Below are 24169 nucleotides of genomic sequence, written 5' to 3'. Positions count from 1 at the left end.
ACAATCGCGCCTGCGCCGGTGGTTCCGGCCCGCGCCCCCGTCGCCGCGCCTAGTTCGGCAGCTCGATAACGGCCCGCAGGCCCCCTTCGGACCGGTTCTGCAGCGTGACGTCGCCGCCGTGGGCACGGATGCAGGAACGGGCGATCGCCAGGCCAAGACCGAGGCCCCCGGTATCCGAACGGCGCGCGGAATCCAGCCGGGTGAACGGTTCGAATACCCGTTCGAGATGGTCGGGATCGATCCCGGGCCCCTCGTCTTCGACTTCGATGCGCAAGGTGTTGCGGACCTTGTCGGTCACCACACGGATACCGACCTGCCCGTAGCGTGCGGCGTTGTCGATGATGTTGCCCAGCCCCCGCTTCAGATGCACGGGGCGGCAACGATAGAACATCCCGGGATCCGGCGGCGATGCGCAGTGCACTTCGCGCCCCTGGATCGTCTGCTGGTCGACGATTTCCTGGATCAGCTCGTCGAGCCGGACGTCCTGCGTGGGCTCCTGCAGCGCATCGTCGCGCGCGAACTGCAGCGCGCCTTCGACCATGACGCTCATGTCGTCCAGCGTCTTGATCATGGCGTCGCGCAACTCGACATCGTCGATCAGTTCGGCCCGGATGCGCAGCGAGGTCAGCGGCGTGCGCAGGTCATGCCCGATGGCCGCGAACATCTGCGTGCGCCCGTTGACGAAGCGGGTCAGGCTCTCCTGCATGTCGTTGAACGCCTGCGTGATTTCGCGCACGCCGCTGAGCCCGTCGGGCGGAGGAAGAATGACCCGCTCGCCGCGGCTGACGCGCTTCGAAGCCTCGGTCAGCAGCCGCAGCGGACGCATGATGCGGCGTCCGAACAGCAGGGCGATCAGCGCCGTGGGCAGCATGCCGACCAGCAGCGAGAAGGTCAGCACACGGGACCAGTGCGCCGGCACCATCGTCGGCCAGTGCCGGCTGCGCAGCCAGCGCCCGTCGGTCAGCTTGACTTCCACATCCAGTGCCCGCGGGTGCGACCCGTTGAACGCGTGCTCCAGCCAGTTGCCGCCGCGTGGACTGCCCCGCTCGGGCTCGGCTTGCTGCAGGCGGACGTGAACCGGCACATTCGGAGCCACATCGAGCAGACTGCGCAGGCGCTGCGCGATCGCGCGCTCCTGCTCGCCCATGCCGAACGGATCCGGCATGGCATGGGCGGCGACCTGAAACGTCGAATCGGGCAGGCTGATGTCCTCGAGCAAGGCATCGGCATCGGCGGACCGGCTGGCCAGCCGATAGGCGGAAAGGATGCGCGTCTCGATGGTCCGGACCGACAGGGGATGGAGCGTGGCATTGTCCGCACGCCACCACGACAGCGCGACCACGGCGAAGACATGGGCAACCAGCATCGCCAGCAGCCACAGGGCCACGAGCTGGCCCGACAGGCTGCGCGGAAACCATTTCATGATGGCAGGACCGACACCTTGGTCGCCAACAGGTAACCGTCGCCGCGGACGGTCTTGAGCATGCCGGGATGGCGTGGATCGGCTTCCAGTTTCTTGCGCAGCCGGCTGACCTGGCTGTCGATGCTGCGGTCGAACGTCATCGTGCCCGAGCGCTGCGTCATGTCCAGCAGCTGGCTGCGGCTCAGTACCCGGTTGGCGTTCTCGACCAGCGCCCGCAGCAGATGAAACTCCGCGGTGCTCAGCGGCACCTCCTCGTCGCGCGGATTGCGCAGCGCCCGTGTCCGCGTATCGAAGGTCCAGCCGCAGAAGGTGAAGCGGTATTCCCGGGGCGCCGGCACCTCGCTCGGCTCGCGCGTTTCCGGCACGCGATTGCGGCGCAGCACGCTGCGAATGCGCGCGACCAGCTCACGCGGATCGAAGGGCTTGACCACATAGTCGGCGGCGCCGATCTCCAGACCGGCGATCCGGTCGGCCTGCTCCGTCACGGCGGTCAACAGGATCACCGGCGTTCCCACGTGCTCGGCCACATAGCGGCACAGCGACAAACCGTCTTCGCCGGGGAGCATGATGTCCAGAATGATCAGGCTGAACCGGCGCTCTTCCAGGCGCTGGCGCATCGCCTTGCCGTCGGCCACGGCTTCTACGTCGAAATCGAAGCGCCTGATATAGGTCGACAACGGATCACGTATGTCCTTGTGATCGTCGACGATCAGGATGCTGGGACGGGGCTCCATTGTGCTCACACTGCTACCAATAAACGAGAATCGTTATCGTATTCTACAGTGAGAGGCTAGCGCTCCGCCCGGCCCCTCCAGGTCTCCCACTTCAGCGTCAGCCCGATGCCAAGGTCACGCAGCGGGCGCGGCGGCAGATAGTTGGCGGTGCCCTGGACCAGGAAATCGTCGGTCAGTGGATGGCGCTCTCCCAGCGCCAGATCGGCGATCAGCATGCCGGCCGCGGTGTGGCGCACCACGCCTGAGCCGTTGCAGCACGACACCGCATAAACGTGGTCGGCGACCTGACCAAACGCCGGCGCGTGGTTCTGCGAGATGGCAAGCCAGCCCATCCAGAAATGCGCCAGTTCGATAGCGCCCAGCTGGGGAAAGCGCCGCAGCAGCAGCTGTCGGTGCATCGCCGCGGCCGCTGCGCGTCTGTGCTCGGTGGTCCTGAGCGTCGGCGAATACTCGAAGCCCTGCCGGATCATCAGGCGCCGGTCCGGCGTGAGGCGAAGCGTCGAACCGGCGACACCGTGCGCCGGCGTGATGCCCCAACTGCTGTCCGAACCCAGCAGGGCCAATTGGGCATCGTTCAACGGCTCGCTCAGGCTGGCGAACAGCAGCATCGGCACCTGCCGCTCACGGTAGATGCCGAACGACTGCGAGAAGGCGTTGACGGCGAGGATCGCCTTGCCGAAGCGGATTCGGCCGTGTTCGGTCCGGACGAACTGCGCGGCCCCGTCGAATTGCGCCTCGACTACCGGCGACCGTTCGAACAGCCGGACCTGCGGCGGCAGACTGTCCGCCAACCCGCGGACGAGCGCGGCCGGATTCATCAGCCACGTTCCCGGCGTATGAATGGCGGCGGCGTAATAGCCAGTGCCCAGGCGTTCCTGCAGGGCGGGGCGCGGCAGCCATTGATAGGGCTCGCCCCACGCATCGAGATTGGCGGCATAGGCCCTGAGCGAACGGTCGGCGCCTTCGCTGGTGACGGCCGCGTGATAGCGGCCATCCTGCCGCCAGCCGCATTCGATGCCATGCTCGGCGATCAGCCGGTCCAGTGCCGCGATGGCGAACCGGTTGACGCGAATCGCATCGCGCCCTCTACCGATCGATGCCGGCGAACTCTCCGGCGCGTGCGGCAGATCGATGGCGAAGCCGGAATTCCTGCCCGAGGCGTTCTCGCCGACGACGCCGGCTTCGACCACGGCGATGGATGCATGGGGCTGTTGCTCGGCCAGTCGACGCGCGGCGGCCAGCCCGGCATAGCCCGCGCCGATGATGACCCAGTCGGCATCCCACTCCCCCGTCAGCGACGGCGTCGGTGGGCGCGGCGGCAGCAAGGCGCTCCAGCCATTGGTGCGGTCGTCGTTGGGGAGGGGGTGTACGCGGTGCGGCATGCGAGAGCGGCCTTCCAGGGTCGGCGTCGTGGCAAAGCCCGCACTATAGCGGCACCGCGCCGGAGATAGCGCGCCGACCCACGTGTGAGCGACGTGCGACACGCCGTCGCACACCGGCCGCCGCGCTTGCCCCGCCTCGGCATTTCGTTCTAAACTTTCACAAATTACTGAAAATTCAAAACAGACAAACATGCAACTCTCGCCCCTGGTCCAGCGCTTCGTCCTCCATTTCGGCGAAATGGGGAGCCGCTGGGGCATCAACCGCACCGTCGGCCAGATCTACGCCCTGCTGTTTACCGCGGCGCGCCCGCTGAATGCCGACGAGATCGCCGAGTCGCTCGGGTTTTCCCGTTCCAACGTCAGCATCGGCCTGAAGGAACTGGAGTCGTGGAACCTGGTACGGCTTTCGCATCAGCCCGGCGACCGCCGCGAATATTTCTCGGCGCCGGACGATGTCTGGGCGATCTTCAGGACGCTGGCCGAGGAGCGCCGCCGGCGCGAGATCGACCCCACTTTGTCGATGTTGCGGGAAGTTCAGCTCGAAAGGCCGAGCCATCCCGACGACAAGCACGCCCAGCGGCGCATGCAGGAGATGTACGAGCTGATCCTGCTGGTGACCGGCTGGTTCAGCGATATCCAGAAGCTCGATGTCGCCACGCTGGAAAAATTGATGCGACTCGGCTCCCGCGTGACTAAGCTGCTGGAAGTGAAGGACAAGCTATCCGGGGCCCTTGGCGGCAAACCCGCCGAAGGCAAGCGCAAGCCGGCTCGCACCCAGAAGGAGTAGTGCCCCATGTTGTCGTCGCTCGACCCGATCCTGCTGGCGCGGATCCAGTTCGCCGCCAATATCACCTTCCACATCCTGTTCCCCACCATCAGCATCGCGCTCGGCTGGGTGCTGCTGTTCTTCAAGCTGCGCTACGGCAAGACCGGCGACGAACGCTGGATGGCGGCCTACCGCTTCTGGGTCAAGGTGTTCGCGCTGACCTTCGCGCTGGGGGTGGTCAGCGGCATCACGATGAGCTTCCAGTTCGGCACCAACTGGCCGGGCTATATGGAGACGGTCGGCAACATCGCCGGACCGCTGCTCGCCTACGAGGTGCTGACGGCGTTCTTCCTGGAAGCGACCTTCCTCGGCATCATGCTGTTCGGCATGCGGCGCGTCAGCAATCGCACGCACACCATCGCGACGCTGCTGGTGGCCGGCGGCACCACGCTGTCGGCGTTCTGGATCCTGGCGCTGAACTCGTGGATGCAGACGCCGGCCGGCTTCGAGATGATCGACGGCAAGGCGCACGTGGTGAGCTGGCTGCAGGTGATCTTCAACCCATCGTTCCCGTTCCGCCTGACCCATATGCTGATCGCCTCGGGGCTGACGGTGTCGTTCCTGCTGGCCGGCATCTCGGCCTACCGCTGGCTGCGCAACGACCGCTCGCCCGAGGTCCGCTCGACCATGCGCACCGGCGTGATGGTGGCCGCGGTGCTGATCCCGCTGCAGATCGTGGTCGGCGACCTGCATGGCCTCAATACGCTGGAACACCAGCCGGCCAAGATCGCGGCAATGGAGGGCATCTGGACCACGGGCAAGAGCGTCCCGGCGGTGCTGTTCGGCTGGCCCAATGCGTTGACGCAGAGCACCGACTGGGAGATCTCGATCCCGAAGCTCGCGTCGTTCTATCTGACCCACACCTTCGACGGCGAGGTCAAGGGCATCGACGCCTTCCCCGGCAAGCATCCGCCGGTGGCCCCGGTGTTCTTCGCCTTCCGCATCATGGTCGGCATCGGCATGCTGATGCTACTGGTCTCGTGGCTCGCGGCCTGGCAGTTCAAGCGCCGCGGCGAGCCGTCCCGGGGCGTGGCGCGCATGCTGCTGGCCATGACCTTCTCGGGCTGGATCGCGCTGGTCGCGGGCTGGTACGTCACCGAGATCGGGCGGCAGCCCTACCTGGTCTACGGCGTGCTGACCACCGCCGAGGCCGCCTCCGACGTGCCGGCGACGATGGTCGGCTCGACGCTGGTGATGTACCTGGCGCTGTATCTGCTGCTGATTGCCGCCTATATCTCGGTGGTGTTCTATCTGGCCCGCCGCGCCGGCACCGATCCGGCTATCGACGAGCCGGAAATCGAAACCCCTCAACCCGTCATCGGCGGCAAGCCACGGAGCGCGCAATGACCGACCTGTCCCAACCCGCCGGCTGGATGCCGCTGGTCTTCCTGGCCCTGATGGGGCTGTCGATGCTGATCTACGTGATCCTGGACGGCTACGACCTGGGCGTCGGCGTGCTGCTGCGGCGCGCCGACGATGCCGACAAGGACACCATGATCGCGTCGATCGGCCCGTTCTGGGATGCCAACGAAACGTGGCTGGTGCTCGGCGTCGGCCTGCTGCTGACCGCCTTCCCGATGGCGCACGGCGTGATCCTGACCAACCTGTACCTGCCGGTCGCGCTGATGCTCGCCGGGCTGATCCTGCGCGGCGTGGCCTTCGACTTCCGCGTCAAGGCGCGCGCGCACCACAAGCCGTGGTGGAACTGGGCCTTCTATGGCGGCTCGCTGCTGGCCTCGTTCTCGCAGGGCCTGATGCTGGGCCTCTACATCACCGGCTTCGAATACGGCTGGCTCGACCTGCTGTTCGCGGTGGTGGTGGGCCTGTGCCTGGTGGCGGGCTACTGCCTGCTCGGCGCCAGCTGGCTGATCATGAAGACCAGCGGCAGCCTGCAGGCGCGGGCGATCTACTGGGCGCGGCGCAGCCTGTGGCTGACCGGCGTGGGCGTGGCGGCCATCTCGGTGGTGACGCCGCTGGTCAGCGAACGGATCTTCGACAAGTGGTTCTCGCTGCCGAACATCATCCTGCTGGCGCCGATTCCCTTGATCACCGTCGCGCTGTTCGTGATCATCGACCGGATGCTGCGCCGCATGGGACCGCTGCAGAAGGCCGGCAACGACCGCTGGGCCTGGGTGCCCTTCGTCGGCACCGCGGTGATCTTCCTGATGGCCTTCAACGGCCTGGCCTACAGCCTGTTCCCCTACCTGGTGGTCGACCGGCTCGACATCTGGCAGGCCGCCAGCGCGCCCGAATCGCTGGCCGTGATCCTGATCGGCGCGGTGATCGTGCTGCCGACCATCCTGGGCTACACGATCTATGCCTACCGCGTGTTCTGGGGCAAGGCCACCGACCTTCGTTACTATTAGGCTGTCCGACCGGCGCTGCAGGGCGCCGGTCGGACGCTGAAACGGCGCCGCGCGCAGCGCCGATCCCACTGAAGGCGGCACGAGGTCGGGCAGGCATGAAGGGCAGTGAAGGAAGCAGGCAGGGGCTGAACGCAACGGCAGCGGGTCGGGGCAACGTGGTCCGGCGCGTGCGCGAACAGGCCGGCGCGCATGTGCGCGCGCTGACCCGCAGCAACTCCGGCCTGACGCTGGACTACGACAATCCCCCGGGAGATCCGGGCCTGTTCGGGCCCGACGCGGTCTGCTGGCGCGTGCATGGCGACTTTCCCGCGATGCTGGCCGGCGGCGTCAGCGCGCTGCTGATGCAGACGATGCACCCGCTGGCGCTGGCCGGCGTCTGGGACCACTCCACCTTCCGTACCGACATGCAGGGCCGCCTGGGCCGCACGGCGCAGTTCATCGCCGGCACCACCTATGGCAACCGCGCCGACGCGATGCGCCTGATCGAACGCGTGCGCCGCATCCACGCCGGCGTGGCCGGCACCGCCCCCGACGGCCGCCCCTATGCCGCCAGCGACCCCGCGCTGCTGACCTGGGTCCATGTGGCCGAGGTCTCGAGCTTTCTGGCCGCCTATCTGCGCTATGTCCGCCCGTTGTCCCACGCCGAACAGGATCGCTATTACGACGAGGTGGCCCTGGTCGCCGAGCTGCTGGGTGCGACCGAGGTGCCGCGTTCGCGCGAGCAGATCGCGGCGTATCTGGACAGGATGCGCCCGCAATTGCTGGTCACCGAGCGCACCCATGAAGTGGTGCGGCTGGTGATGCGGATGCCGGTCGCCAATCCGCTGCTGGTGCCGGCGGTACGGATCATGGCCGACGCCGGCATCGCGCTGCTGCCGGAGTGGGTCCGGCGCGAGCTCGGATTGGCCGGGGCGAGCGTCAGCGCGCTGCGGCGCCCGCTGTCGCTGGCGGGCATGCGCGTGCTGGCGCCGACGCTGCGCTGGTCGCTGGGCGGCGGGCTGGCGGCCCGTGCCCGCCGCCGCGCCGCTACAGCACCGCGCTGAAGCGGCGGCGCACCTGACTCCCAAGGCACCGGCAACACCTACTGCAGCGTCAGTCCCGACTGCTTGACCAGCTTCTCGGTACGCGGAATCTCCGCATCGACCATCGCGCGGAAATCGGCCACGCTGCCGCCGCGCGGCTCGGCGCCCGTCGCGGCCAGCTTGTCGCGGAAGGCGGGGTCCTGCAGTTGCCGGTTGATCGAGGCATTGAGCTTGTCCACGATCTCGGCCGGCGTGCCCTTGGGCGCAACGATGCCGTACCAGGGCGCGATGTCATAGCCCGGATAGCCCTGCTCCGCGATGGTCGGCACATCGGGCGCCATCGCCGAGCGTTTCGCGTTCGACACGCCCAGCGCCCTGAGCTTGCCGGCCTTGACGTACGGCAGCCCCGTCATGATGGTGTCGAAGTACATCGACACCTGGCCCGACAGCAGGGCCGGGATCGCTTCGCCCGCGCCCTTGTATGGCACGTGCACGATGTCGATGCCGGCCATCGCCTTGAGCATTTCGCCGGCCATATGCGAGGTGGTGCCGGCACCGAACGACGCATAGGTCAGTTTGCCGGGATTGGCCTTCGCGTACGCCACCATTTCCGGGAGTGTCCTGAACGGCAGCGACGGATGCGACAGCAGGATATTGGGCGTGTAGGCCACCACCGCGACCTTCTCGAAGGCGTCGGGGTCATAGCTCAGCTTCTTGTACAGAAAACGGTTGGTCACCATCGACGCGGGCCCGGACATCAGCAGCGTATAGCCGTCGCCCGGCGCGCGCGCCACGGCCTCGCAGCCGATCATCGCGGCGGCACCGGGCTTGTTCTCGATCACGAAGCTCTGGCCGTACTCCTTGCCCAGCGCCTGCCCGAGTTGACGCGTGATCAGGTCGGTGGCGGCGCCGGGGTTGAACGGCACCACGATCTTGACCGGCTGCCGCGGCCATGCAGAGTCGGCATGGCTCCACGACGATGCGGCAAGGATGGCAAGCGCGGCGACGGCAACGCCGGCGCGGAGAAGACGGGAACGTAGTGGCATCGACAGACCTCTTTGAGCGAAAGACGGACGGATGGATGGATGCGTGGCAACGGCGATCGCCGCCACGCGCATGGGCAACACACCGCAACTGCCGTGCCATGCGAACCACCGGCGAAATACGCTGAAAAACACCGCGATGCGGACGCGTGTCTCCCGCCGGCGCCATCGGCATGGCGCCAGTTCCTCTGTTGCATCACGGTGCACCATCCTGGTCGAGGTAGTTCACCGTATTGCCGCTTCATGCTCAGCGACGTGGCACGGCGCAACGCTCCGAATCAAGGCAAGAGGAAGGAGAAGCCGGCGCCGCGGCGGTACGCCGTGGCAGCGTCAGCGACAGCCCGGCCCCGACGATCAGGGCGATGCCGGCCATCGCCATGCCGTCCGGCCAGCGGCCGAACCACCACGCGCTGTAGACCAGCGCCAGCAGCAGATGGAAGTAGTTCAGCGGCGCCAGCGTCGAGGCCGGCGCGCGTTGCAGCGCCAGGATCAGCAGCACCTGGGCCAGCGCACTCATGAAGCCCATCGCCAGGATCGTCAGCCAGTCGACCAGATCCGGCCACACCGCGGGCAGGAAGAACGGTGCCGGCAGGCCGGTTGCGATCATGCAGATGACCGCGGCGAAGCCGTACTGCACCGTCGCATCGACCTTGCCGGCCATGCGCCGCGTCAGCAATTGCAGCAGCGCGTATCCGAGCATGGCGGCCACCATCAGCGCCGTGCCGATCCACGATAGCTGCCCGCCCGGCCGCACGATCAGCAGCATGCCGGCAAAGCCGGTCGCCACCGCCAGCCACTGACGCGCGCCGACCCGCTCGGCCAGCAACCAGGGCGACAGCGCCACCACCACCAGCGGCGCCATGAAGTAGATCGCGGTGGCCTCGGCCAGCGGCATCCACAACAGCGCGGTCATGAAGCAGGTGCCCATGACCGCCAGCATCAGGCCGCGCACCAACAGCAAGCCGCGATGGGGCGTGCGCCAGAAGCGCAGCCGCCCCGCGTTTGCCAGCATCGCGATCGCCACGGTGCAGGTCGCCGCATAACGCACCGCGTTGAGGAAGGGCGCCGGATAGCGGCCGACCAGATGCTTGGCGGTCGCATCGACCGTGGCGAACAGCATCACCACGCAGAGGAACAGCAGGCCCCCGCGCCACCAGCCGGCGCCGTTGTCGCGGACCAGCGCGGCGGCCCTCACGTGCCCGCCCGTGCCACCATGGCGCCGAGCAGCACGTTCGCTCCGGCTTCCAGATGTTCGGGCCTGGCGTCTTCGATCTCGTTGTGGCTGATGCCGTCCTTGCAAGGCACGAAGATCATCGCGGTGGGCGCGACGGTGGCCATGTAGACCGCGTCATGCCCGGCGCCGGTGACGATGTCCTGATGCCGGTAGCCGCGCGCCTGGGCTTCGTTGCGCACGTGGGCGATCAGTTCCGGCGCGAACGGCGTCGGCGGGAAATACTGCACGTCACGTACATCGACCTCCAGCGGCGTGCCGGTGGTGGTACCGGCGGCCAGCGCGGCGCACGCGGCGCGAAAGCGCGCGTCCATCTCGGCCAGGCGGTCTGCGTCCTCGTGCCGCAGGTCCACGGTGAAGGTCACTGCGCCGGGAATCACGTTGCGCGAGGCCGGATGGACGTTGACCACGCCGACCGTGCCACGTCCGTGCGGCGCGAAATCGTTGGCGATGCGCACCACCTGCTGCATCAGGAAGGTGGCGCCGTACAGCGCATCGCGCCGCAGCGGCATCGGCGTCGGCCCCGCATGGGCTTCCATGCCGGTCACGGTCACGTCGTACCAGCGCAGGCCCAGCGAGCCCGTCACCACGCCGATCACGTTGTCGGCAGCTTCCAGGATCGGGCCCTGTTCGATATGGGCCTCGAAATAGGCCCCGACCTGGCGCCCCCCGACCTCGGCGGTTCCCGCGTAGCCGATCGCCCGCAACTCGTCCTCGACGCGTTTGCCGTCGCGGTCGGTTGCATCCAGCGCCGTCTGCAACGGAAAGATGCCGGCGAACACGCCGGAGCCCATCATCACCGGCACGAAGCGCGTGCCTTCCTCGTTGGTCCAGATCGCGACCTCGATCGGCGCCTCGGTGTCGATGCCGAGATCGTTCAGCGTGCGCACGACCTCGAGCCCGGCCAGCACGCCGAAGCAGCCGTCGAACTTGCCGCCGGTGGGCTGCGTGTCGATATGGCTGCCGGTCATCACCGGCGGCAGCGCGTCGTTGCGGCCGGCGCGACGGCCGAAGATGTTGCCCACCTTGTCGACCGTCACGGTCAGGCCCGCCTCGCGCATCCAGCCGGTCACCAGGTCGCGCCCCTGCCCGTCCAGCGCAGTCAGCGCCAGCCGCGCGTTGCCGCCCTTGGGCGTCGCGCCGATGCGCGCCAGCTCCATCAGCGATTGCCACAGGCGTTCGCCGTCGATCTTCAGTGTCGTCATCGTGATCTCCTCGGGAAGCGGTGCTCAGGCCATCGCGGGCGCAAAACCCGACAGGAAGGCGTCCAGCGCGAGGCCGATGGCCTCGACCTCGTAGCCGCCCTCCTGCACTACGACCGTCGGCAGGCCCAGCGCGTGGATGCGCTCGCCGATGCCGCGGTAGCCGTCCATGCCGACGGCGAGCACGCTGATCGGGTCATCCACATAGGTATCGAAGCCCAGCGACAGCACCAGCGCCTGCGGCCGGTAGTCGCGCAGCGCATCGAGCGCGCTGTCGAGCGCCGCCAGAAAGCCGGCATCCCCGGTACCGTGCGGCAGCGGAAAGTTCAGGTTGTAGCCGTAGCCGGCGCCGTAGCCGCGTTCGTTGGCATAGCCGGTATAGAACGGGTAGTAGCCGGCGGGATCGGCATGCAGCGAGATCGTCATCACGTCCGAGCGCTGATAGAAGATCTGCTGCGTGCCGTCGCCGTGATGCGCGTCGACGTCGAGCACCGCCACCTTGCCGAAGCGCTTGAGCAGCCCCTGCGCGGCGATCGCGGCGTTGTTGACGTAGCAGAAGCCGGCGGCGCGGTCGCTGTGGGCGTGATGTCCGGAGGGCCGGCACAGCGCGTAGGCCATGGCGTTGCCCTGGTGCTGCCCGCAGACATGGTCGGCCGCCGCCACCGCGCTGTGCGCCGAGCGCAGGATCGACTGCCAGCTGTGCGGGCCGAGCGGGCAGCTCAGATCGCCGAGGTAATAGCCGGCCTGCGCGATCACCGAGTCGGTGGGGCAATCGGGTCGGCGATGCTGGTCGAGCTTGCCGTTGTGGTACGGCGAGAGGTTGGGCAGCACTTCGATGCCGGGCTCGAAACCGGGGCGCGCAAGGGCCTGCCATTTGTCGTAGGCCTGCGCCAGGAAGTCGAGATAGGCGGCACTGTGCACCGTCTCGAGGGGCGCGCGGCCATAGTCGGGCGCGACCGCGAGGTCGATGCCGCGCGCGGCGAGCGCCGACTGCAGCGCGGCGGCGCGTGCGGGCACGTCGGTCGGCTCGCACAGCCGGCCCGCGCGCATGAACTGGCGCGGCTGATGGAGCAACTGGTCATCCGAGAAGAAGGCACGCATGTCGTAGTAGTCGGTGTTGGCGGCGGTCGGCCGTCATGGTTTGCGCCTGCCGGCGCTACGGGTTCAGGCGGCGGGCTCCGTCTGGCGCGCCAGCGCCGCGGCGCGCATCTGCGACAGCGTCATGCCGGGCGCGATGCCGTCGGGGTCGTAGCGCAATTCGAGCAGCGCGGGCAGCCGCTGCGTATTGGCGAATTCGACCGCGCGCGCAAACGCCGGTCCGAACTCGGCGTCGCTCTGCACCACTTCGCCGTGGCCGCGATAGGCGCGCACCAGCTCGCTGAAGTCCGGGTTATCGAAGCTCAGCGCGATGGTGCGGCCGGGGAACTCCCGCTCCTGGTGGGCGCGGATGGTGCCCCACATGCCGTTGTTGAACACCAGCACGACGATGCCGAGGCGGTACTGCATCGCCACGCCCAGCTCCTGCAGGTTCATCTGGAAGCAGCCGTCGCCGGCATAGCAGACCACGGTACGGTCCGGGTATTCGAGCTTGGCCGAGATCGCCGCCGGCAGGCCGTAGCCCATCGATCCCACGGTTGGCGCGAGGCTGGTGCCGACGCCCTGGAAGCGGTGATAGGCATGCGCAAACAGCGCGTAGTTGCCCGCGCCCACCGTGATGCAGGCATCGGCCGGCACGTGGTCGCGCACATGGCAGGCGACGGCATTCAGATTCAGCGGGCCCGGTGCGGGCGCCGGCTCCTGCTGCGCCAGGTATTCGCCGCGCGCGGCACCGGTCGCGCTGGCCCACGCCGGTGCGGCCGCCGGACGCAGCGTGTCGACCGCCTGCGCGAACGACACCACGTCGGCGACGATCGGCAGCGTGGGTTGGAACACGCGGCCCAGCTCATTGGCATCCGGATAGACATGCACCAGCCGCTGGCGCGGCAACGGGCTTTCCACCAGCGTGTAGCCCTCCGTGGTCGCTTCGCCCATGCGCGTGCCGACGGCGATCAGCAGGTCCGCCTCGCGGATGCGCGCGCGCAGCGCCTCGCTCATGCCCCAGCCCACATGGCCGGCGAAGTTCGGATGATGGTTGTCGAAGCATTCGAGCCGGCGCCAGGCCGCGCCTACCGGCAACGCGAAGCGCTCGGCGAAGGCTTCGATCTGGCGCATCGACTCGGGCGTCCAGCGGGAGCCGCCGACCAGCAGGAACGGCCGCTGTGCTTCGGCAAGCAAGGTGGTCAGCGACGCCAATGCCGTCGGCGTTGGGGCCGCATACGCACGCTGGTAACGCGGCAGGTCGGGCACGGCGGCCTTGCCCCACAGCGTGTCCTCCGGCAGCGCCAGCACCACCGGACCGGGCCGGCCGCTGGTGGCCACCGCGAAGGCGCGCGCGATGAATTCGGGGATGCGATCGGTGCGGTCGATCTGCGCGACCCACTTGGCCATCTCGCCGAACATGCGGCGATAGTCGATCTCCTGGAACGCCTCGCGCTCGATGAAGTCGTTGCCGACCTGGCCGACGAACAGGATCATCGGCGTCGAGTCCTGATAGGCCGTATGCACGGCAATGCTGGCGTTGGTCGCCCCGGGACCGCGCGTCACGAAGCAGATGCCCGGTTCGCCAGTCATCTTGCCGTAGGCCTCGGCCATATAGCCCGCGCCGCTTTCCTGGCGGCAGACCACCGGCTGGATCGCGTCCTGATGGTCGTAGAGCGCGTCGATGCACGGCAGGTAGCTCTCGCCGGGCACCAGGAACACGCGCTTGACGCCATGGATGCGCAGCTGCTGCACCAGGATCTGGCCGCCGTTGCGTTCGCGCAGCGATTGGCCGTTGGCGGCCCCGTTCTGGATCGATGCATTTGTCATGGATTGGCTCCGTGCGCCGCGGAGCATGACGCCGATGCCGTGCCCGCCGCCGCCTTGATCTCGATCTCGACGAACACGCATTCCCCTTCGTGCGCGTTGATCACGTTGTGCTCGACGCCCGCTGGTCGCGAATACGCGCGGCCGGCGACCAGCTGGCTGGTGACCTCGCCTTGCGGCGTCTGCAGCAGCAGCGGGCCGGTCGTCATCGGCACCACCACGTAGTCGTAACCGTGCCGGTGAAAGCCGGTCTCCGCGCCGGGCGCGAAGCGCCATTCGGTGACGATCACGCGCTCGTTGTCGACCTGCACGGTCGGTACGGCCTGGGGTCTGCTCATATTGGGGCTCGCAGTGGAATCGATGGTGCCGCGCCCCGGGCAAGGTCGGGGCGCGAAGCGTGGCGATGCGACATCAGCGGTCGATGCCGCCCATGCACAGGTATTTGATTTCGAGATAGTCCTCGATGCCGTATCGGGAGCCTTCGCGGCCCAGGCCCGATTGCTTGACTCCGCCGAACGGCGCCACCTCGTTCGAGATCAGGCCGGTGTTGATGCCGACCATGCCGTATTCCAGCGCTTCCGCGACGCGCCAGATGCGGCCGATATCGCGGCTGTAGAAGTACGAGGCCAGGCCGAATTCGGTGTCGTTGGCCATGCCGACCACCTCGTCGTCGGTATGAAAGCGGAACAGCGGCGCCAGCGGGCCGAAGGTCTCCTCCTTCGCCACCCGCATCGCCGGTGTCACGTCGGCCAGCACGGTCGGCTCGAAGAAGGTGCCGCCCATCGGATGCCGCTTGCCGCCGGCCAGCACGCGCGCGCCCTTGTCCAGCGCGTCGGCGATATGCGACTCCACCTTGGCCACCGCGTCCTCGTTGATCAACGGACCCTGCAGCACGCCCGGCTCGACGCCTGGGCCGACCTTGAGCTGCGCCACCGCCGCGACCAGCTTGCGGGCGAAGGCGTCATAGACCTTGTCGTGGACATACAGGCGGTTCGCGCAGACGCAGGTCTGGCCGGCATTGCGGTACTTCGAGGCGATGGCGCCCTCCACCGCCGCATCGAGGTCCGCATCGTCGAACACGATGAACGGGGCGTTGCCGCCGAGCTCTAGCGACAGCTTCTTGATGGTGTCGGCGGACTGGCGCATCAGGATGCGGCCGACCTCGGTCGAACCGGTGAAGGTCAGCTTGCGCACCACCGGATTGGCCGTCAGCTCGCCGCCGATCGCCACCGCGTCGCCAGTCACGACGCTGAACACCCCGGCGGGCACGCCGGCGCGCTCTGCGAGTACCGCCAGTGCCAGCGCCGACAGCGGCGTGTCCTCGGCAGGCTTGAGCACCATCGTGCAGCCGGCCGCCAGCGCGGGCCCGACCTTGCGCGTGATCATTGCCAGCGGGAAATTCCACGGCGTGATGGCCGCGCAGACGCCGACCGGCTCCTTGACCACCACCAGCCGGCGGTCGGCCATCGGGGAGGCCAGCACATCGCCGCTGACGCGCTTGCCTTCCTCGGCGAACCATTCGAGGAACGAGGCGGCGTACACCACCTCGCCCTTCGCCTCGGCCAGCGGCTTGCCCTGCTCGGTGGTCATCAGCAAGGCCAGATCGTCGGCATGCGCCAGCATCAGCTCGTGCCATTTGCGCAGGATCTGGCCGCGTTCGCGAGCCGTGCGGCGGCGCCATTCGATCTGCGCGACGCGCGCGGCCTCGATGGCGCGCCGCGTCTCGGCCGCGCCCATCATCGGCACCTTGCCGATCGGCGCACCGGTGGCGGGATTGGTGACGACGAAGGATTCGCCGCGATCGGCGTCGACCCATGCGCCGCCGATCAGGGCCTGCGCACGCAGCAGGCCGGTATCGTTCAATTGCATCAGGAGCTCCGGGGAAATGGGGGCGGCTATCGATCAGCGGACCAATCAGCGGACCAATCAGCGGACCAGCACGTCGGCGAGGATGTCGAGGCCCTCGTCCATTACCGCATCGGGAATGGTCAGCGGGAACAGGAAGCGGATCACGTTGCCGTGCACGCCGCAGGACAGCAGCAGCAAGCCCTTTTCCAGCGCGCGGTTCTGTACCTCGCGGGTGAAATCGGCGTCCGGACTGCCATCGGCCTTCTGGAATTCGACGGCGACCATCGCGCCCAGCCCGCGCACCTCGGCAATCTGCGGCACGCGCGGGCGCAGGCTGTGCAGGCGGTCCATCAGCCGTTCGCCAAGGGCGGCGCCGCGGGCGATCAGCTTCTCTTCCTCCAGCACCTCGAGCACCGCGAGCGCCGAGGCCACCGCCAGCGGATTGCCGGCATAGGTGCCGCCGAGCCCGCCGGGCGCCGGCGCGTCCATGATCTCGGCACGGCCGCACACCGCCGACAGCGGCATGCCGCCGGCCAGGCTCTTGGCCATCGTGGTCATGTCCGGTGCGACGCCGTAATGCTCCATCGCGAACAGCTTGCCGGTGCGGCCGAAGCCGGTCTGCACTTCGTCGGCGATCAGCAGGATGCCGTGCTCGTCGCAGAGCATGCGCAGCGCCTTGACGAAGGCGTCGGGCGCGACATTGAAGCCACCCTCGCCCTGCACCGGCTCGAAGATGATGGCCGCGACGCGCTTTGGATCGACGTCGGCCTTGAACAGGACCTGCAGCGCCTTCAGCGAGTCCTCGACCGACACGCCGTGCAGCTCGCACGGATACGGCGCGTGGTAGACCTCGCCCGGGAAGGGGCCGAAGCCGACCTTGTACGGCACGACCTTGCCGGTCAACGCCATGCCCATCATCGTGCGGCCGTGAAAGCCGCCGGAAAACGCGATCACCGCGGGCCGCCCAGTGGCGGCACGCGCGATCTTGATGGCGTTCTCGACCGCCTCGGCGCCGGTGGTGAAGAACGCGGTCTTCTTGGCCCACTGGCCCGGCGCGCGCTGGTTGATCTTCTCGGCCAGCTCGATATAGCTGGCGTAGGGCACGATCTGGTAGGCCGTATGCGTGAAGCGTTCGAGCTGCTTCTGCACCGCCGCCACCAGTTTTGGGTGCCGGTGACCGGTGTTCAGTACCGCGATGCCGGCGGCGAAGTCGATATAGCGCCGGCCTTCGACATCCCAGATCTCCGAATTCTCGGCCCGTTCGGCGTAGAAATTGCACATCACGCCCACGCCCCGGGGCGTGGCGGCATCCTTGCGGCGGACCAGTTCGGCATTCTTCATCGTGTTCTCCATGGGCTTCGGGTTATGCGCGCGGACGGCGTCGGTTTCGCGATGGCTGTCGCTGTTGCTGTCGCGGTCACCGGCCGGCCGGGCCAATGCGTGGTCATGCGGCGGCGCGGATCGCCTTGGGATCCCACTCCTTGCCGGGGATCGCGGCGATCAGGCGCTGCGTGTAGTCGTGGCGGGGCGCGTCGAAGATCTGGGCCGGCGGCCCCGACTCGACCACCTTGCCCTTGTGCATCACGATCACGTGGTGGCAGATCTGCGCCGCCACACGCAGGTCGTGGGTGATGAAGATCAGGCCGATATCGAGCCGCTTCTGCAGCGTGGCGAGCAGCTCCAGCACCTGGGCCTGCACCGAGACATCGAGCGCAGACACCGACTCGTCGGCCACCAGCAGCTTCGGCTCGAGCGCCAGCGCACGGGCGATGCCGATGCGCTGGCGCTGCCCGCCGGAAAACTGGTTCGGATAGCGGTCGAAGGCCGACGACTCCAGGCCCACCAGCTGCAGCAGCTCGCGCGCCCGGGCCTCCGCCCGCGGGCGGGGCACGCCGCTGGCGACCGGCCCGTCGCTGATGATGCGTCCCACGGTATGGCGCGGATTGAGCGAGGCGAACGGATCCTGGAAGATCATCTGCACGTCCTTGCGCAGCGGACGGAAGCGTCGTTCCGACAGCCTGGCAATGTCCTGGCCCTGGAACACCAGCTCGCCGCCGTCGATGTCGGTCAGCCGCAGCAGGCATTTGCCGATGGTCGACTTGCCCGAGCCGGACTCGCCGACGATGCCCAGCGTCTCGCCGCGCCGCACGGTGAAGCTGACGCCGTCGACCGCATGCACCACGCGCTTGCGCGAAAACAGCCCGCCGCCCGATACATAGGTCTTGCGCAGGTCGCGCACCTCCAGCACCGTCTCGGCGGCCTGACCCTCCGATTCGCCGCAGCGGCCGTGCGGCACCGCGCCGATCAGCCGGCGCGTATAGGGATGCTGCGGGTGATTCAGCACCTGCTGCGCGGTGCCCATCTCGACCAGCACGCCCTTCTCCATCACCGCGACGCGGTCGGCGATCTCCGCCACCACCCCGAAATCATGGGTGACGAACATCACCCCCATGCCCTTCTCGGCCTGGATGCGCTTGATCAGCGCCAGGATCTGCGCCTGTGTGGTGACGTCCAGCGCGGTGGTCGGCTCGTCGGCAATCAGCAGCGCGGGCTCCAACGCCAGCGCCATTGCGATCACCACGCGCTGGCGCTGGCCGCCGGACAGACGGAACGGGTAGCTGTGTACCAGCGTGGCCGGATCGGGCAGGCCGACGAACTCGAGCAGCTCCAGCACGCGGCGCATGCGCGCCTCGCCCGGATAGGCCTGATGCACGCGCATGACCTCCGCGATCTGGTCGCCCACGGTCATCACCGGGTTCAGCGCGGACAGCGGCTCCTGGAACACCATCGCCATGTCCTTGCCGCGCATCGACAGCAAGGTGGTTTCGTCCTGCATCAGCAGGTCCTTGCCCTGGAACAGGATGCGGCCGCTCTGCGGCTTCAGGTACGACGGCAGCAAACCCATGATCGCGTTGGCGCTCATCGACTTGCCCGAGCCCGACTCGCCGACGATGCACAGGATCTCGCCGGCATGCAGGTCGTAGGAGATATCGCGTACCGCATAGGGCCGGTCGCCGCCGGCGGGCAATGCGATGGTCAGATCGCGGATCGACAGCAGCGGCGCGGCGGCCGGATGGTGCTGGGCGTGCGGCATGGATTGAACAGGCATGGCGCGCTCCCTCATTCGCCGCGGCGGCGCAGCTGCGGATTCATGGCGTCGTTCAAGCCTTCTCCGATCAGGTTGATGGACAGCACCGTCAGCAGGATCGCCACGCCGGGCCACACGCTCATCCACCATGCCTCGCGGATCATCGTGCGGGCGGCGCCGATCATGAAGCCCCAGCTCATCATGTTGCGATCGCCCAGGCCGAGGAAGGACAGCGCCGATTCGGTCAGGATGGCCGTGGCGACCATGAACGAGGCCGACACGATGATCGGCGACATCGCATTGGGCAGGATCTGCGTGGCGATGATGCGCAGCGGCTTCTGGCCGATCACCACCGCGGCCTGCACGAACTCGCGCTGCTTCAGCGACAGGAATTCGCTGCGCACCAGGCGCGCCACCGGCGGCCAGGACACCACCGAGATCGCGCCGACGATCGAATAGATCGACGGATTGAAGATGGCGACGATCACGACCGCCATCGCCAGCTGCGGAATGGTCTGGAAGAACTCGGTGAAGCGCATCAGCGCGTCGTCGATGCGGCCGCCGCAGTAGCCCGCCACCGCGCCGATCAGGATGCCGAACAGCAGCGCGACCGCGGTGGAGATCACGCCGACCAGCAGCGACACGCGCGCGCCGTACAGCATGCCGGCGGTGATGTCGCGGCCCAGCATGTCGGTGCCGAACGGATAGGCAGGATCGGCGAACGGCTGCATCAGCGGATCGGCCACCATCAGCCACGGCGATTCCTCGTACAGCACCGGCGCGAACAGCGCGAAGGCGATCACGGCGAGCAGCACCAGGGCGCCGATCACCGCGCCGTAGTTGCAGCAATAGCGTTGCAGGAAGGCTTTCATGCGGTGGCTCCCTTGCCGCCGACCGAGATGCGCGGGTCGATGAAGCGATACAGCACGTCGGTCAGCAGATTGAAGAAGACGACCAGCGCCGAGGTCACGAAGAAGATGCCCAGCAGCAGCTGGTAGTCGCGCTGCAGCAGCGCGTCGAACATCAGCCGGCCGATGCCGGGCCACGAGAACACGGTCTCGGTCAGCACCGCGCCGCCGGCCATCTGGCCGAGCTGGATGCCGGCAAAGGTGATCACCGGCAGCAGCGCGTTGCGCAGCACGTGCACGCGGATCACGCGGTTGGCGGGCACGCCCTTGGCACGCGCGGTCTTCACGTAGTCCATGCCCATCACCTCCAGCATCGAGGCGCGGGTCAGGCGCACGTAGACGGCCATGAAGAAGCAGCCCAGCGAGATCGTCGGCAGGATCATGTGCAGCGCCACGTCCTTGACGCGCGCCATGCCGGTGTAGCCGGCGCCGATGGTCTCCATGCCGAACGCCGGCAGCCAGCCCAGCACCACCGAGAACAGAATGATCGCCATCAGCGACAGCCAGAACAGCGGCGTCGCGTACAGCAGCAGCGCGCCGGACATCACCGCGCTGTCGATCCAGCGGCGGCGGTTCTCGTAGCGGGTGCGCGCGGCGATCACACCGAGCAGCACGCCCAGCACGATCGAGAAGACGAAGGCCCCGCTCATCAGCAGGAAGGTGGCCGGAAGCCGGTCGACGATCAGATCCAGCACCGGCAGATGGTTGCGGTAGGAGTAGCCCAGATCGAGCTGCGCCACGCCTTTCAGATAGATGCCCAACTGCGTCAGCAGCGGCTTGTCGAGGCCGAACTGCTCGCGCAGCTGGCCGACGAAGGCGGCGTCGCCGGCGCCGGCCTCGCCCGCCATCACGGTGGCGGGGTCGCCTGGCGCCAGACGGATCAGGAAGAAATTGATGATGACCACGCCGAGCACGACCACGATGGCCTTGCCAAGACGCGATATCAGGAAGGAAAGAAAATTCACGGCAGGCTCCACGACTTCGTGGTGGCGGTCACCCTCTCCCCTGCCCCTCTCCCGCCAGCGGGAGAGGGGAAAAGACGGGGACGGCGGCTTAGTTCTTCTCGATCGAGACGTTGTCGAACGACTCGTTCAGGCCGATCGCCGTGGTCACCAGGTTCTTCACGTTCTTGCGATAGAGCGTGGGGAACTCCAGCTCGAACAGGTTGGCGTTGGCGACGTCGTTGACCAGGATCCGCTGCACCTCGCTATAGAGCTTCTGGCGCTCGGCCGGATCCATGGTGGCGCCCGCCTTGGCCCACAGTTCGTCCGCCTTCGGGTTGTTGTAGCCCTGCACGTTGGCGAACGGCGTGCCCTTGACGATATTGCGCGCCACGTACAGCCGTTCGACGCCCAGCGCCGGATCGCCGTACTGGTAGGTGTAGGTCGTGGTCAGGTCGAAGTCCCAGTTGCTGACGCGCGCCGCCCAGGTGCCGGCATCGGCCGACTCGATGCTGACCTTGAAGCCGAGTTGCTCCAGCATCTGCTTGGTGTACTCGTCCAGCCGATCCCAGTTCGCGCCGTACGAGGTGGCCAGGATCTTGACCGGGTACTGGCCGACGTTGACGCCGGATTCCTTGATCAGCTCGCGCGCCTTCTTCAGGTTGAAGTCCATGTTCGGCATGTTCTTGTCGAAGAACAGCGTGGTCGACGCGAACGGGCTGACCGCCGGCTTGCCCATGCCGAAGAAGATGTTGTTGACGATCATCTTGCGGTTCAGCGCATGCATGACCGCCTGCCGCACCTTGACGTTGTCGAACGGCGGCTTGCGCTGGTTCATCAGCATGCTGGCCATCGGCGAGAACAGTTCCCAGCCCTTGGTGGTGTACTCGACGTTGGGCAGCGCGCGCAGGCGCTTGACGTCGACGTTGTCGACATCGCCGCCGCGCAGCACCTGCACGTCGCCCTTCTCGAACGCCACCGCGCGCGAGGCCGAATCCGGAATCACGTAGAAGACCAGCTCGTCCAGATACGGCTTGCCCTTCTTCCAGTAGTTGGCGTTCTTCGCCAGCTTGATGTACGCGCCCTTCTTCCACTCCTTGAATACGAAGGGGCCGGTGCCGACCGGCTTCTGGTTGGCCGGGTTGTTGCGGTAGTCGGTGCCCTCGTACAGATGCTTGGGCATCATCGGCATGGTGCCGGTCTCGAACATCGAGATGAACGGCGGGAACGGCTCCTTGAGCTTGATCTCGACGGTGGTGTCGTTGACCGCGCGGATCGACGCCATGTACTTGTTCAGCACCGCGCGCGTGCGCACATGGACCTCGCGCAGCAGCTTGTCGATCGAGAACACCACGTCGGCCGAGGTGAACGGCTTGCCGTCGTGCCACTTGACGCCGCTCTGCAGCTCGAAGGTGTAGGTCAGGCCGTCGGGCGAGATCTTCCACGACTTGGCGAGCTCCGGCTGCGGCTTCAGGTCCGGCGTGTAGGTCAGCAGGCCCTGATAGATCTTGCCCGCAATGTACTGCGTCGGCGCCTGCGAATTGAGGGCGCTGACCAGGATCGGCGGCTCGGGCTGCACGATGCCGGACAGCGTGCCGCCGGTGGTCTGGGCGGCGGCGTTGCCCGCCGGCAGGGCGAGCGGCAACAGGGTCAGGCCTGCCGCCGCGATCGCCAGCGAAGCCAGGCGCTGTTGAAAGCGCGTCGTAACTCGTTTCATCGGCTCGTTTCCTTGTCGTTGTGAACAGCGGGTACAGATGGCACTGCGGAGGCACTGCGGAAACACTACGGAAGCACTAAGGACGGCTTGCTGCGGGCGCTGCGTTCTTGCGGTCGATCGGCTCGACGCCGCACCAGTCGTGCATGAACTGCGCGAGCGTCGTCGCTACACGCACCATGCTGTCGAGCGACACCGACTCGTCGATGCCGTGAATATTGCGGGCCACCGGTCCGTAGCACGTCACCGGGGTATCGAGCATCAGGCGGAAATGGCGCGCATCGGTAGTGGCGGTGGTCGCCTCGCGCTTGACCGGCTCGCCATGCACCTTGCGATGGGCCTCGGCCAGCGCCTGCATGCTCGGCACGTCCAGATCGAACTCGCAGCCCGGCGCATGGAAGCCCTCGTAGCGGATGGCGAGTTCGAGATTGCTGGCCAGCCGCGCGACGGTGGCGCGGATGCGCGCCTCGACGATGGCCTTGGTCTCGTCGATGTCCATATGCGGATAGAAGCCGATGCGCACGCCCAGCGTGCAGGTGCACGGCACCGACGAATTCCATTCGCCGCCGTGGATCTGTCCGAGGTTGAAGTTGATCGGATGCGCGTGGTCGCGATACACCGGCGGGCGGTTCTCCGGCCGGTTCCATTCGGCCTCGAGCTCGCGCAGGTCTTCCATCACGGCAACACCGGCCTCGACCGGATTGACGCCCGACGTCATATAGGCCGCGTGGGCCGGCTTTCCCGTCAGTTCGATGAACATCCAGTAGACGCCGACCTGCGCGCTCATCAGCCCCTCGCCCAGCGGCTCGGGAATGATCACGGTATCGAAGGCCGCCAGCTTGCCGGCGCCGACCGCGCTGCGCAGCGCGGCCACGGTGGCCAGCGCGCCGTTGCCGGTGTTCTCTTCCTCGAGCACCGCGTTGAAGCCGACCGCGCCGGCCGGCTGCACGCCCAACGCTCGCAACGCCTTGAACGCGGCCAGCGCGCAGACCATGCCGGCCTTCATATCGCCGGAGCCGCGTCCATAGAGCCAGCCGTCCTCGACCACCGGCGTGTACGGCGGATTGCGCCACATCGATTCGGGGCCGGTCGGTACCACGTCGAGATGCCCGTTGAACAGCACCGAGCGTCCGCCCTTCGATGCGGGCCGATGCGTGGCCAGCAGGTTGTAGCGGCCACCGTCCGGGCAGCACGGCGGCGAGAACAGCGGCAGATGCCTGATCGCGTCGGCGCGCAGCTCGATCCGTTCCGATGCGAGTCCCAGTTCGCGCAAGGCCCCCTCGATGAAGTCGGCCGCGGGTTGCTCCTGTCCCGAAGGGCTTGCCGCCGCAACGAAACCGGACAGCGTCTCGACCATATAGGGCAACAGCGAACGCACGGCACCGGCGATGTCGGTGGTGCTGAGTTGGCTTGCCGAATCTTGCATGAGGGCTCCTTTGGAACGCCGGGCTGCGGGCGCCCGATGAGAAAACTGCTTGCACCGGCACGCGATGGGTGGGAAATTAGCGCACAGTTGGCACCATAGATAGGTCCATAT

At 67.5% G+C, this 24169-nt stretch carries 20 protein-coding genes; 4 read left to right on the top strand and 16 right to left on the bottom strand.

Features of this window, described 5'->3' with window-relative positions; genetic code table 11:
• Positions 1–49: 49 nt before the first annotated feature.
• The 3 genes from J5T34_RS17925 to J5T34_RS17915 are packed head-to-tail and all read right to left on the bottom strand — an operon-like array spanning position 50 to position 3731.
• Complete coding sequence (locus tag J5T34_RS17925) at positions 50–1423, bottom strand: ATP-binding protein (RefSeq protein ID WP_208581364.1); 1374 nt, start codon at positions 1421–1423, stop codon at positions 50–52.
• On the bottom strand, positions 1420–2157 hold the full coding sequence (locus J5T34_RS17920) for a response regulator (protein ID WP_208581362.1): 738 nt from the start codon (positions 2155–2157) through the stop codon (positions 1420–1422). The genes J5T34_RS17925 and J5T34_RS17920 overlap by 4 nt, the downstream gene beginning before the upstream one ends.
• Before the next feature lie 56 nt (positions 2158–2213).
• Positions 2214–3731 carry an NAD(P)/FAD-dependent oxidoreductase gene (locus J5T34_RS17915; protein ID WP_244259029.1) on the bottom strand — a complete coding sequence of 506 codons (1518 nt, stop codon included), beginning with the start codon at positions 3729–3731 and terminating at the stop codon, positions 2214–2216.
• Here J5T34_RS17915 and J5T34_RS17910 point away from each other — a divergent pair.
• The 4 genes from J5T34_RS17910 (at position 3730) to J5T34_RS17895 (ending at position 7774) form a co-directional block, all read left to right on the top strand.
• Positions 3730–4326 (top strand): GbsR/MarR family transcriptional regulator, encoded by a 597-nt coding sequence (locus J5T34_RS17910; RefSeq protein ID WP_208581360.1) that lies wholly within the window; start codon positions 3730–3732, stop codon positions 4324–4326. The two genes, J5T34_RS17915 and J5T34_RS17910, sit on opposite strands and share 2 nt — an antisense overlap.
• 6 nt (positions 4327–4332) lie before the next feature.
• Positions 4333–5712, top strand: coding sequence for a cytochrome ubiquinol oxidase subunit I (locus J5T34_RS17905; protein WP_208581358.1), 1380 nt, complete (start codon positions 4333–4335; stop codon positions 5710–5712).
• Positions 5709–6731, top strand: coding sequence for a cytochrome d ubiquinol oxidase subunit II (locus J5T34_RS17900; protein ID WP_208581355.1), 1023 nt, complete (start codon positions 5709–5711; stop codon positions 6729–6731). The genes J5T34_RS17905 and J5T34_RS17900 overlap by 4 nt, the downstream gene beginning before the upstream one ends.
• A 95-nt stretch (positions 6732–6826) precedes the next feature.
• On the top strand, positions 6827–7774 hold the full coding sequence (locus tag J5T34_RS17895; RefSeq protein WP_208581353.1) for an oxygenase MpaB family protein: 948 nt from the start codon (positions 6827–6829) through the stop codon (positions 7772–7774).
• A gap of 38 nt (positions 7775–7812) precedes the next feature.
• On the opposite strand, the gene J5T34_RS17890 is transcribed toward J5T34_RS17895, so the two are convergent.
• The 13 genes from J5T34_RS17890 to J5T34_RS17830 all read right to left on the bottom strand — a co-directional run bounded on the left by J5T34_RS17890 (position 7813) and on the right by J5T34_RS17830 (position 24058).
• A complete protein-coding gene (locus tag J5T34_RS17890; RefSeq protein WP_208581351.1) occupies positions 7813–8799 on the bottom strand; it encodes a Bug family tripartite tricarboxylate transporter substrate binding protein in 987 nt (328 codons plus the stop codon).
• 244 nt (positions 8800–9043) lie between these two features.
• Complete coding sequence (locus J5T34_RS17885) at positions 9044–9991, bottom strand: DMT family transporter (RefSeq protein WP_347880667.1); 948 nt, start codon at positions 9989–9991, stop codon at positions 9044–9046.
• A complete protein-coding gene (locus J5T34_RS17880; RefSeq protein WP_208581349.1) occupies positions 9988–11232 on the bottom strand; it encodes a Zn-dependent hydrolase in 1245 nt (414 codons plus the stop codon). The genes J5T34_RS17885 and J5T34_RS17880 overlap by 4 nt, the downstream gene beginning before the upstream one ends.
• 24 nt (positions 11233–11256) lie before the next feature.
• On the bottom strand, positions 11257–12330 hold the full coding sequence (locus tag J5T34_RS17875; protein WP_208581347.1) for a histone deacetylase family protein: 1074 nt from the start codon (positions 12328–12330) through the stop codon (positions 11257–11259).
• Positions 12331–12393: 63 nt separating this feature from the next.
• Positions 12394–14136 (bottom strand): thiamine pyrophosphate-binding protein, encoded by a 1743-nt coding sequence (locus J5T34_RS17870; protein ID WP_208581345.1) that lies wholly within the window; start codon positions 14134–14136, stop codon positions 12394–12396.
• Positions 14133–14471, bottom strand: a complete 339-nt coding sequence (locus J5T34_RS17865) for a cupin domain-containing protein (RefSeq protein WP_208581343.1) — start codon at positions 14469–14471, stop codon at positions 14133–14135. Before J5T34_RS17865 ends, J5T34_RS17870 begins: the two co-directional genes overlap by 4 nt.
• A 73-nt stretch (positions 14472–14544) precedes the next feature.
• Positions 14545–16002: an NADP-dependent succinate-semialdehyde dehydrogenase gene (gene gabD, locus J5T34_RS17860; RefSeq protein WP_208581341.1), complete on the bottom strand. Its 1458-nt coding sequence runs from the start codon at positions 16000–16002 to the stop codon at positions 14545–14547.
• A 57-nt stretch (positions 16003–16059) separates the two neighbouring features.
• Positions 16060–17322: a 4-aminobutyrate--2-oxoglutarate transaminase gene (locus J5T34_RS17855; protein WP_208581339.1), complete on the bottom strand. Its 1263-nt coding sequence runs from the start codon at positions 17320–17322 to the stop codon at positions 16060–16062.
• Between the two features lie 103 nt (positions 17323–17425).
• Positions 17426–19090, bottom strand: coding sequence for an ABC transporter ATP-binding protein (locus J5T34_RS17850; protein WP_208581337.1), 1665 nt, complete (start codon positions 19088–19090; stop codon positions 17426–17428).
• 11 nt (positions 19091–19101) lie between these two features.
• Complete coding sequence (locus J5T34_RS17845) at positions 19102–19941, bottom strand: ABC transporter permease (RefSeq protein WP_208581335.1); 840 nt, start codon at positions 19939–19941, stop codon at positions 19102–19104.
• Positions 19938–20942 carry an ABC transporter permease gene (locus J5T34_RS17840; protein WP_208581333.1) on the bottom strand — a complete coding sequence of 335 codons (1005 nt, stop codon included), beginning with the start codon at positions 20940–20942 and terminating at the stop codon, positions 19938–19940. The genes J5T34_RS17845 and J5T34_RS17840 overlap by 4 nt, the downstream gene beginning before the upstream one ends.
• 88 nt (positions 20943–21030) lie before the next feature.
• On the bottom strand, positions 21031–22635 hold the full coding sequence (locus tag J5T34_RS17835; protein WP_208581330.1) for an ABC transporter substrate-binding protein: 1605 nt from the start codon (positions 22633–22635) through the stop codon (positions 21031–21033).
• Positions 22636–22711: 76 nt separating this feature from the next.
• Positions 22712–24058, bottom strand: coding sequence for an ArgE/DapE family deacylase (locus J5T34_RS17830; RefSeq protein WP_208581329.1), 1347 nt, complete (start codon positions 24056–24058; stop codon positions 22712–22714).
• Positions 24059–24169: the final 111 nt, after the last annotated feature.

The sequence above is a fragment of the Cupriavidus gilardii genome (assembly GCF_017598945.1).
GTDB lineage: Bacteria > Pseudomonadota > Gammaproteobacteria > Burkholderiales > Burkholderiaceae > Cupriavidus > Cupriavidus gilardii_E.
Note: the sequence above shows the minus strand (reverse complement) of the source record. Positions and strands in the feature narration are given on the sequence as shown.

What these genes read in the sequence shown, in the direction of transcription:
- J5T34_RS17880 (WP_208581349.1), bottom strand. Translation starts at nt 11,232, where the DNA reads ATGACGACACTGAAGATCGACGGCGAACGCCTGTGGCAATCGCTGATG.
- J5T34_RS17865 (WP_208581343.1), bottom strand. Translation starts at nt 14,471, where the DNA reads ATGAGCAGACCCCAGGCCGTACCGACCGTGCAGGTCGACAACGAGCGC.
- J5T34_RS17890 (WP_208581351.1), bottom strand. Translation starts at nt 8,799, where the DNA reads ATGCCACTACGTTCCCGTCTTCTCCGCGCCGGCGTTGCCGTCGCCGCG.
- J5T34_RS17870 (WP_208581345.1), bottom strand. Translation starts at nt 14,136, where the DNA reads ATGACAAATGCATCGATCCAGAACGGGGCCGCCAACGGCCAATCGCTG.
- gabD (WP_208581341.1), bottom strand. Translation starts at nt 16,002, where the DNA reads ATGCAATTGAACGATACCGGCCTGCTGCGTGCGCAGGCCCTGATCGGC.
- J5T34_RS17895 (WP_208581353.1), top strand. Translation starts at nt 6,827, where the DNA reads ATGAAGGGCAGTGAAGGAAGCAGGCAGGGGCTGAACGCAACGGCAGCG.
- J5T34_RS17855 (WP_208581339.1), bottom strand. Translation starts at nt 17,322, where the DNA reads ATGAAGAATGCCGAACTGGTCCGCCGCAAGGATGCCGCCACGCCCCGG.
- J5T34_RS17910 (WP_208581360.1), top strand. Translation starts at nt 3,730, where the DNA reads ATGCAACTCTCGCCCCTGGTCCAGCGCTTCGTCCTCCATTTCGGCGAA.
- J5T34_RS17845 (WP_208581335.1), bottom strand. Translation starts at nt 19,941, where the DNA reads ATGAAAGCCTTCCTGCAACGCTATTGCTGCAACTACGGCGCGGTGATC.
- J5T34_RS17900 (WP_208581355.1), top strand. Translation starts at nt 5,709, where the DNA reads ATGACCGACCTGTCCCAACCCGCCGGCTGGATGCCGCTGGTCTTCCTG.
- J5T34_RS17850 (WP_208581337.1), bottom strand. Translation starts at nt 19,090, where the DNA reads ATGCCTGTTCAATCCATGCCGCACGCCCAGCACCATCCGGCCGCCGCG.
- J5T34_RS17830 (WP_208581329.1), bottom strand. Translation starts at nt 24,058, where the DNA reads ATGCAAGATTCGGCAAGCCAACTCAGCACCACCGACATCGCCGGTGCC.
- J5T34_RS17920 (WP_208581362.1), bottom strand. Translation starts at nt 2,157, where the DNA reads ATGGAGCCCCGTCCCAGCATCCTGATCGTCGACGATCACAAGGACATA.
- J5T34_RS17875 (WP_208581347.1), bottom strand. Translation starts at nt 12,330, where the DNA reads ATGCGTGCCTTCTTCTCGGATGACCAGTTGCTCCATCAGCCGCGCCAG.
- J5T34_RS17905 (WP_208581358.1), top strand. Translation starts at nt 4,333, where the DNA reads ATGTTGTCGTCGCTCGACCCGATCCTGCTGGCGCGGATCCAGTTCGCC.
- J5T34_RS17925 (WP_208581364.1), bottom strand. Translation starts at nt 1,423, where the DNA reads ATGAAATGGTTTCCGCGCAGCCTGTCGGGCCAGCTCGTGGCCCTGTGG.
- J5T34_RS17835 (WP_208581330.1), bottom strand. Translation starts at nt 22,635, where the DNA reads ATGAAACGAGTTACGACGCGCTTTCAACAGCGCCTGGCTTCGCTGGCG.
- J5T34_RS17915 (WP_244259029.1), bottom strand. Translation starts at nt 3,731, where the DNA reads ATGTTTGTCTGTTTTGAATTTTCAGTAATTTGTGAAAGTTTAGAACGA.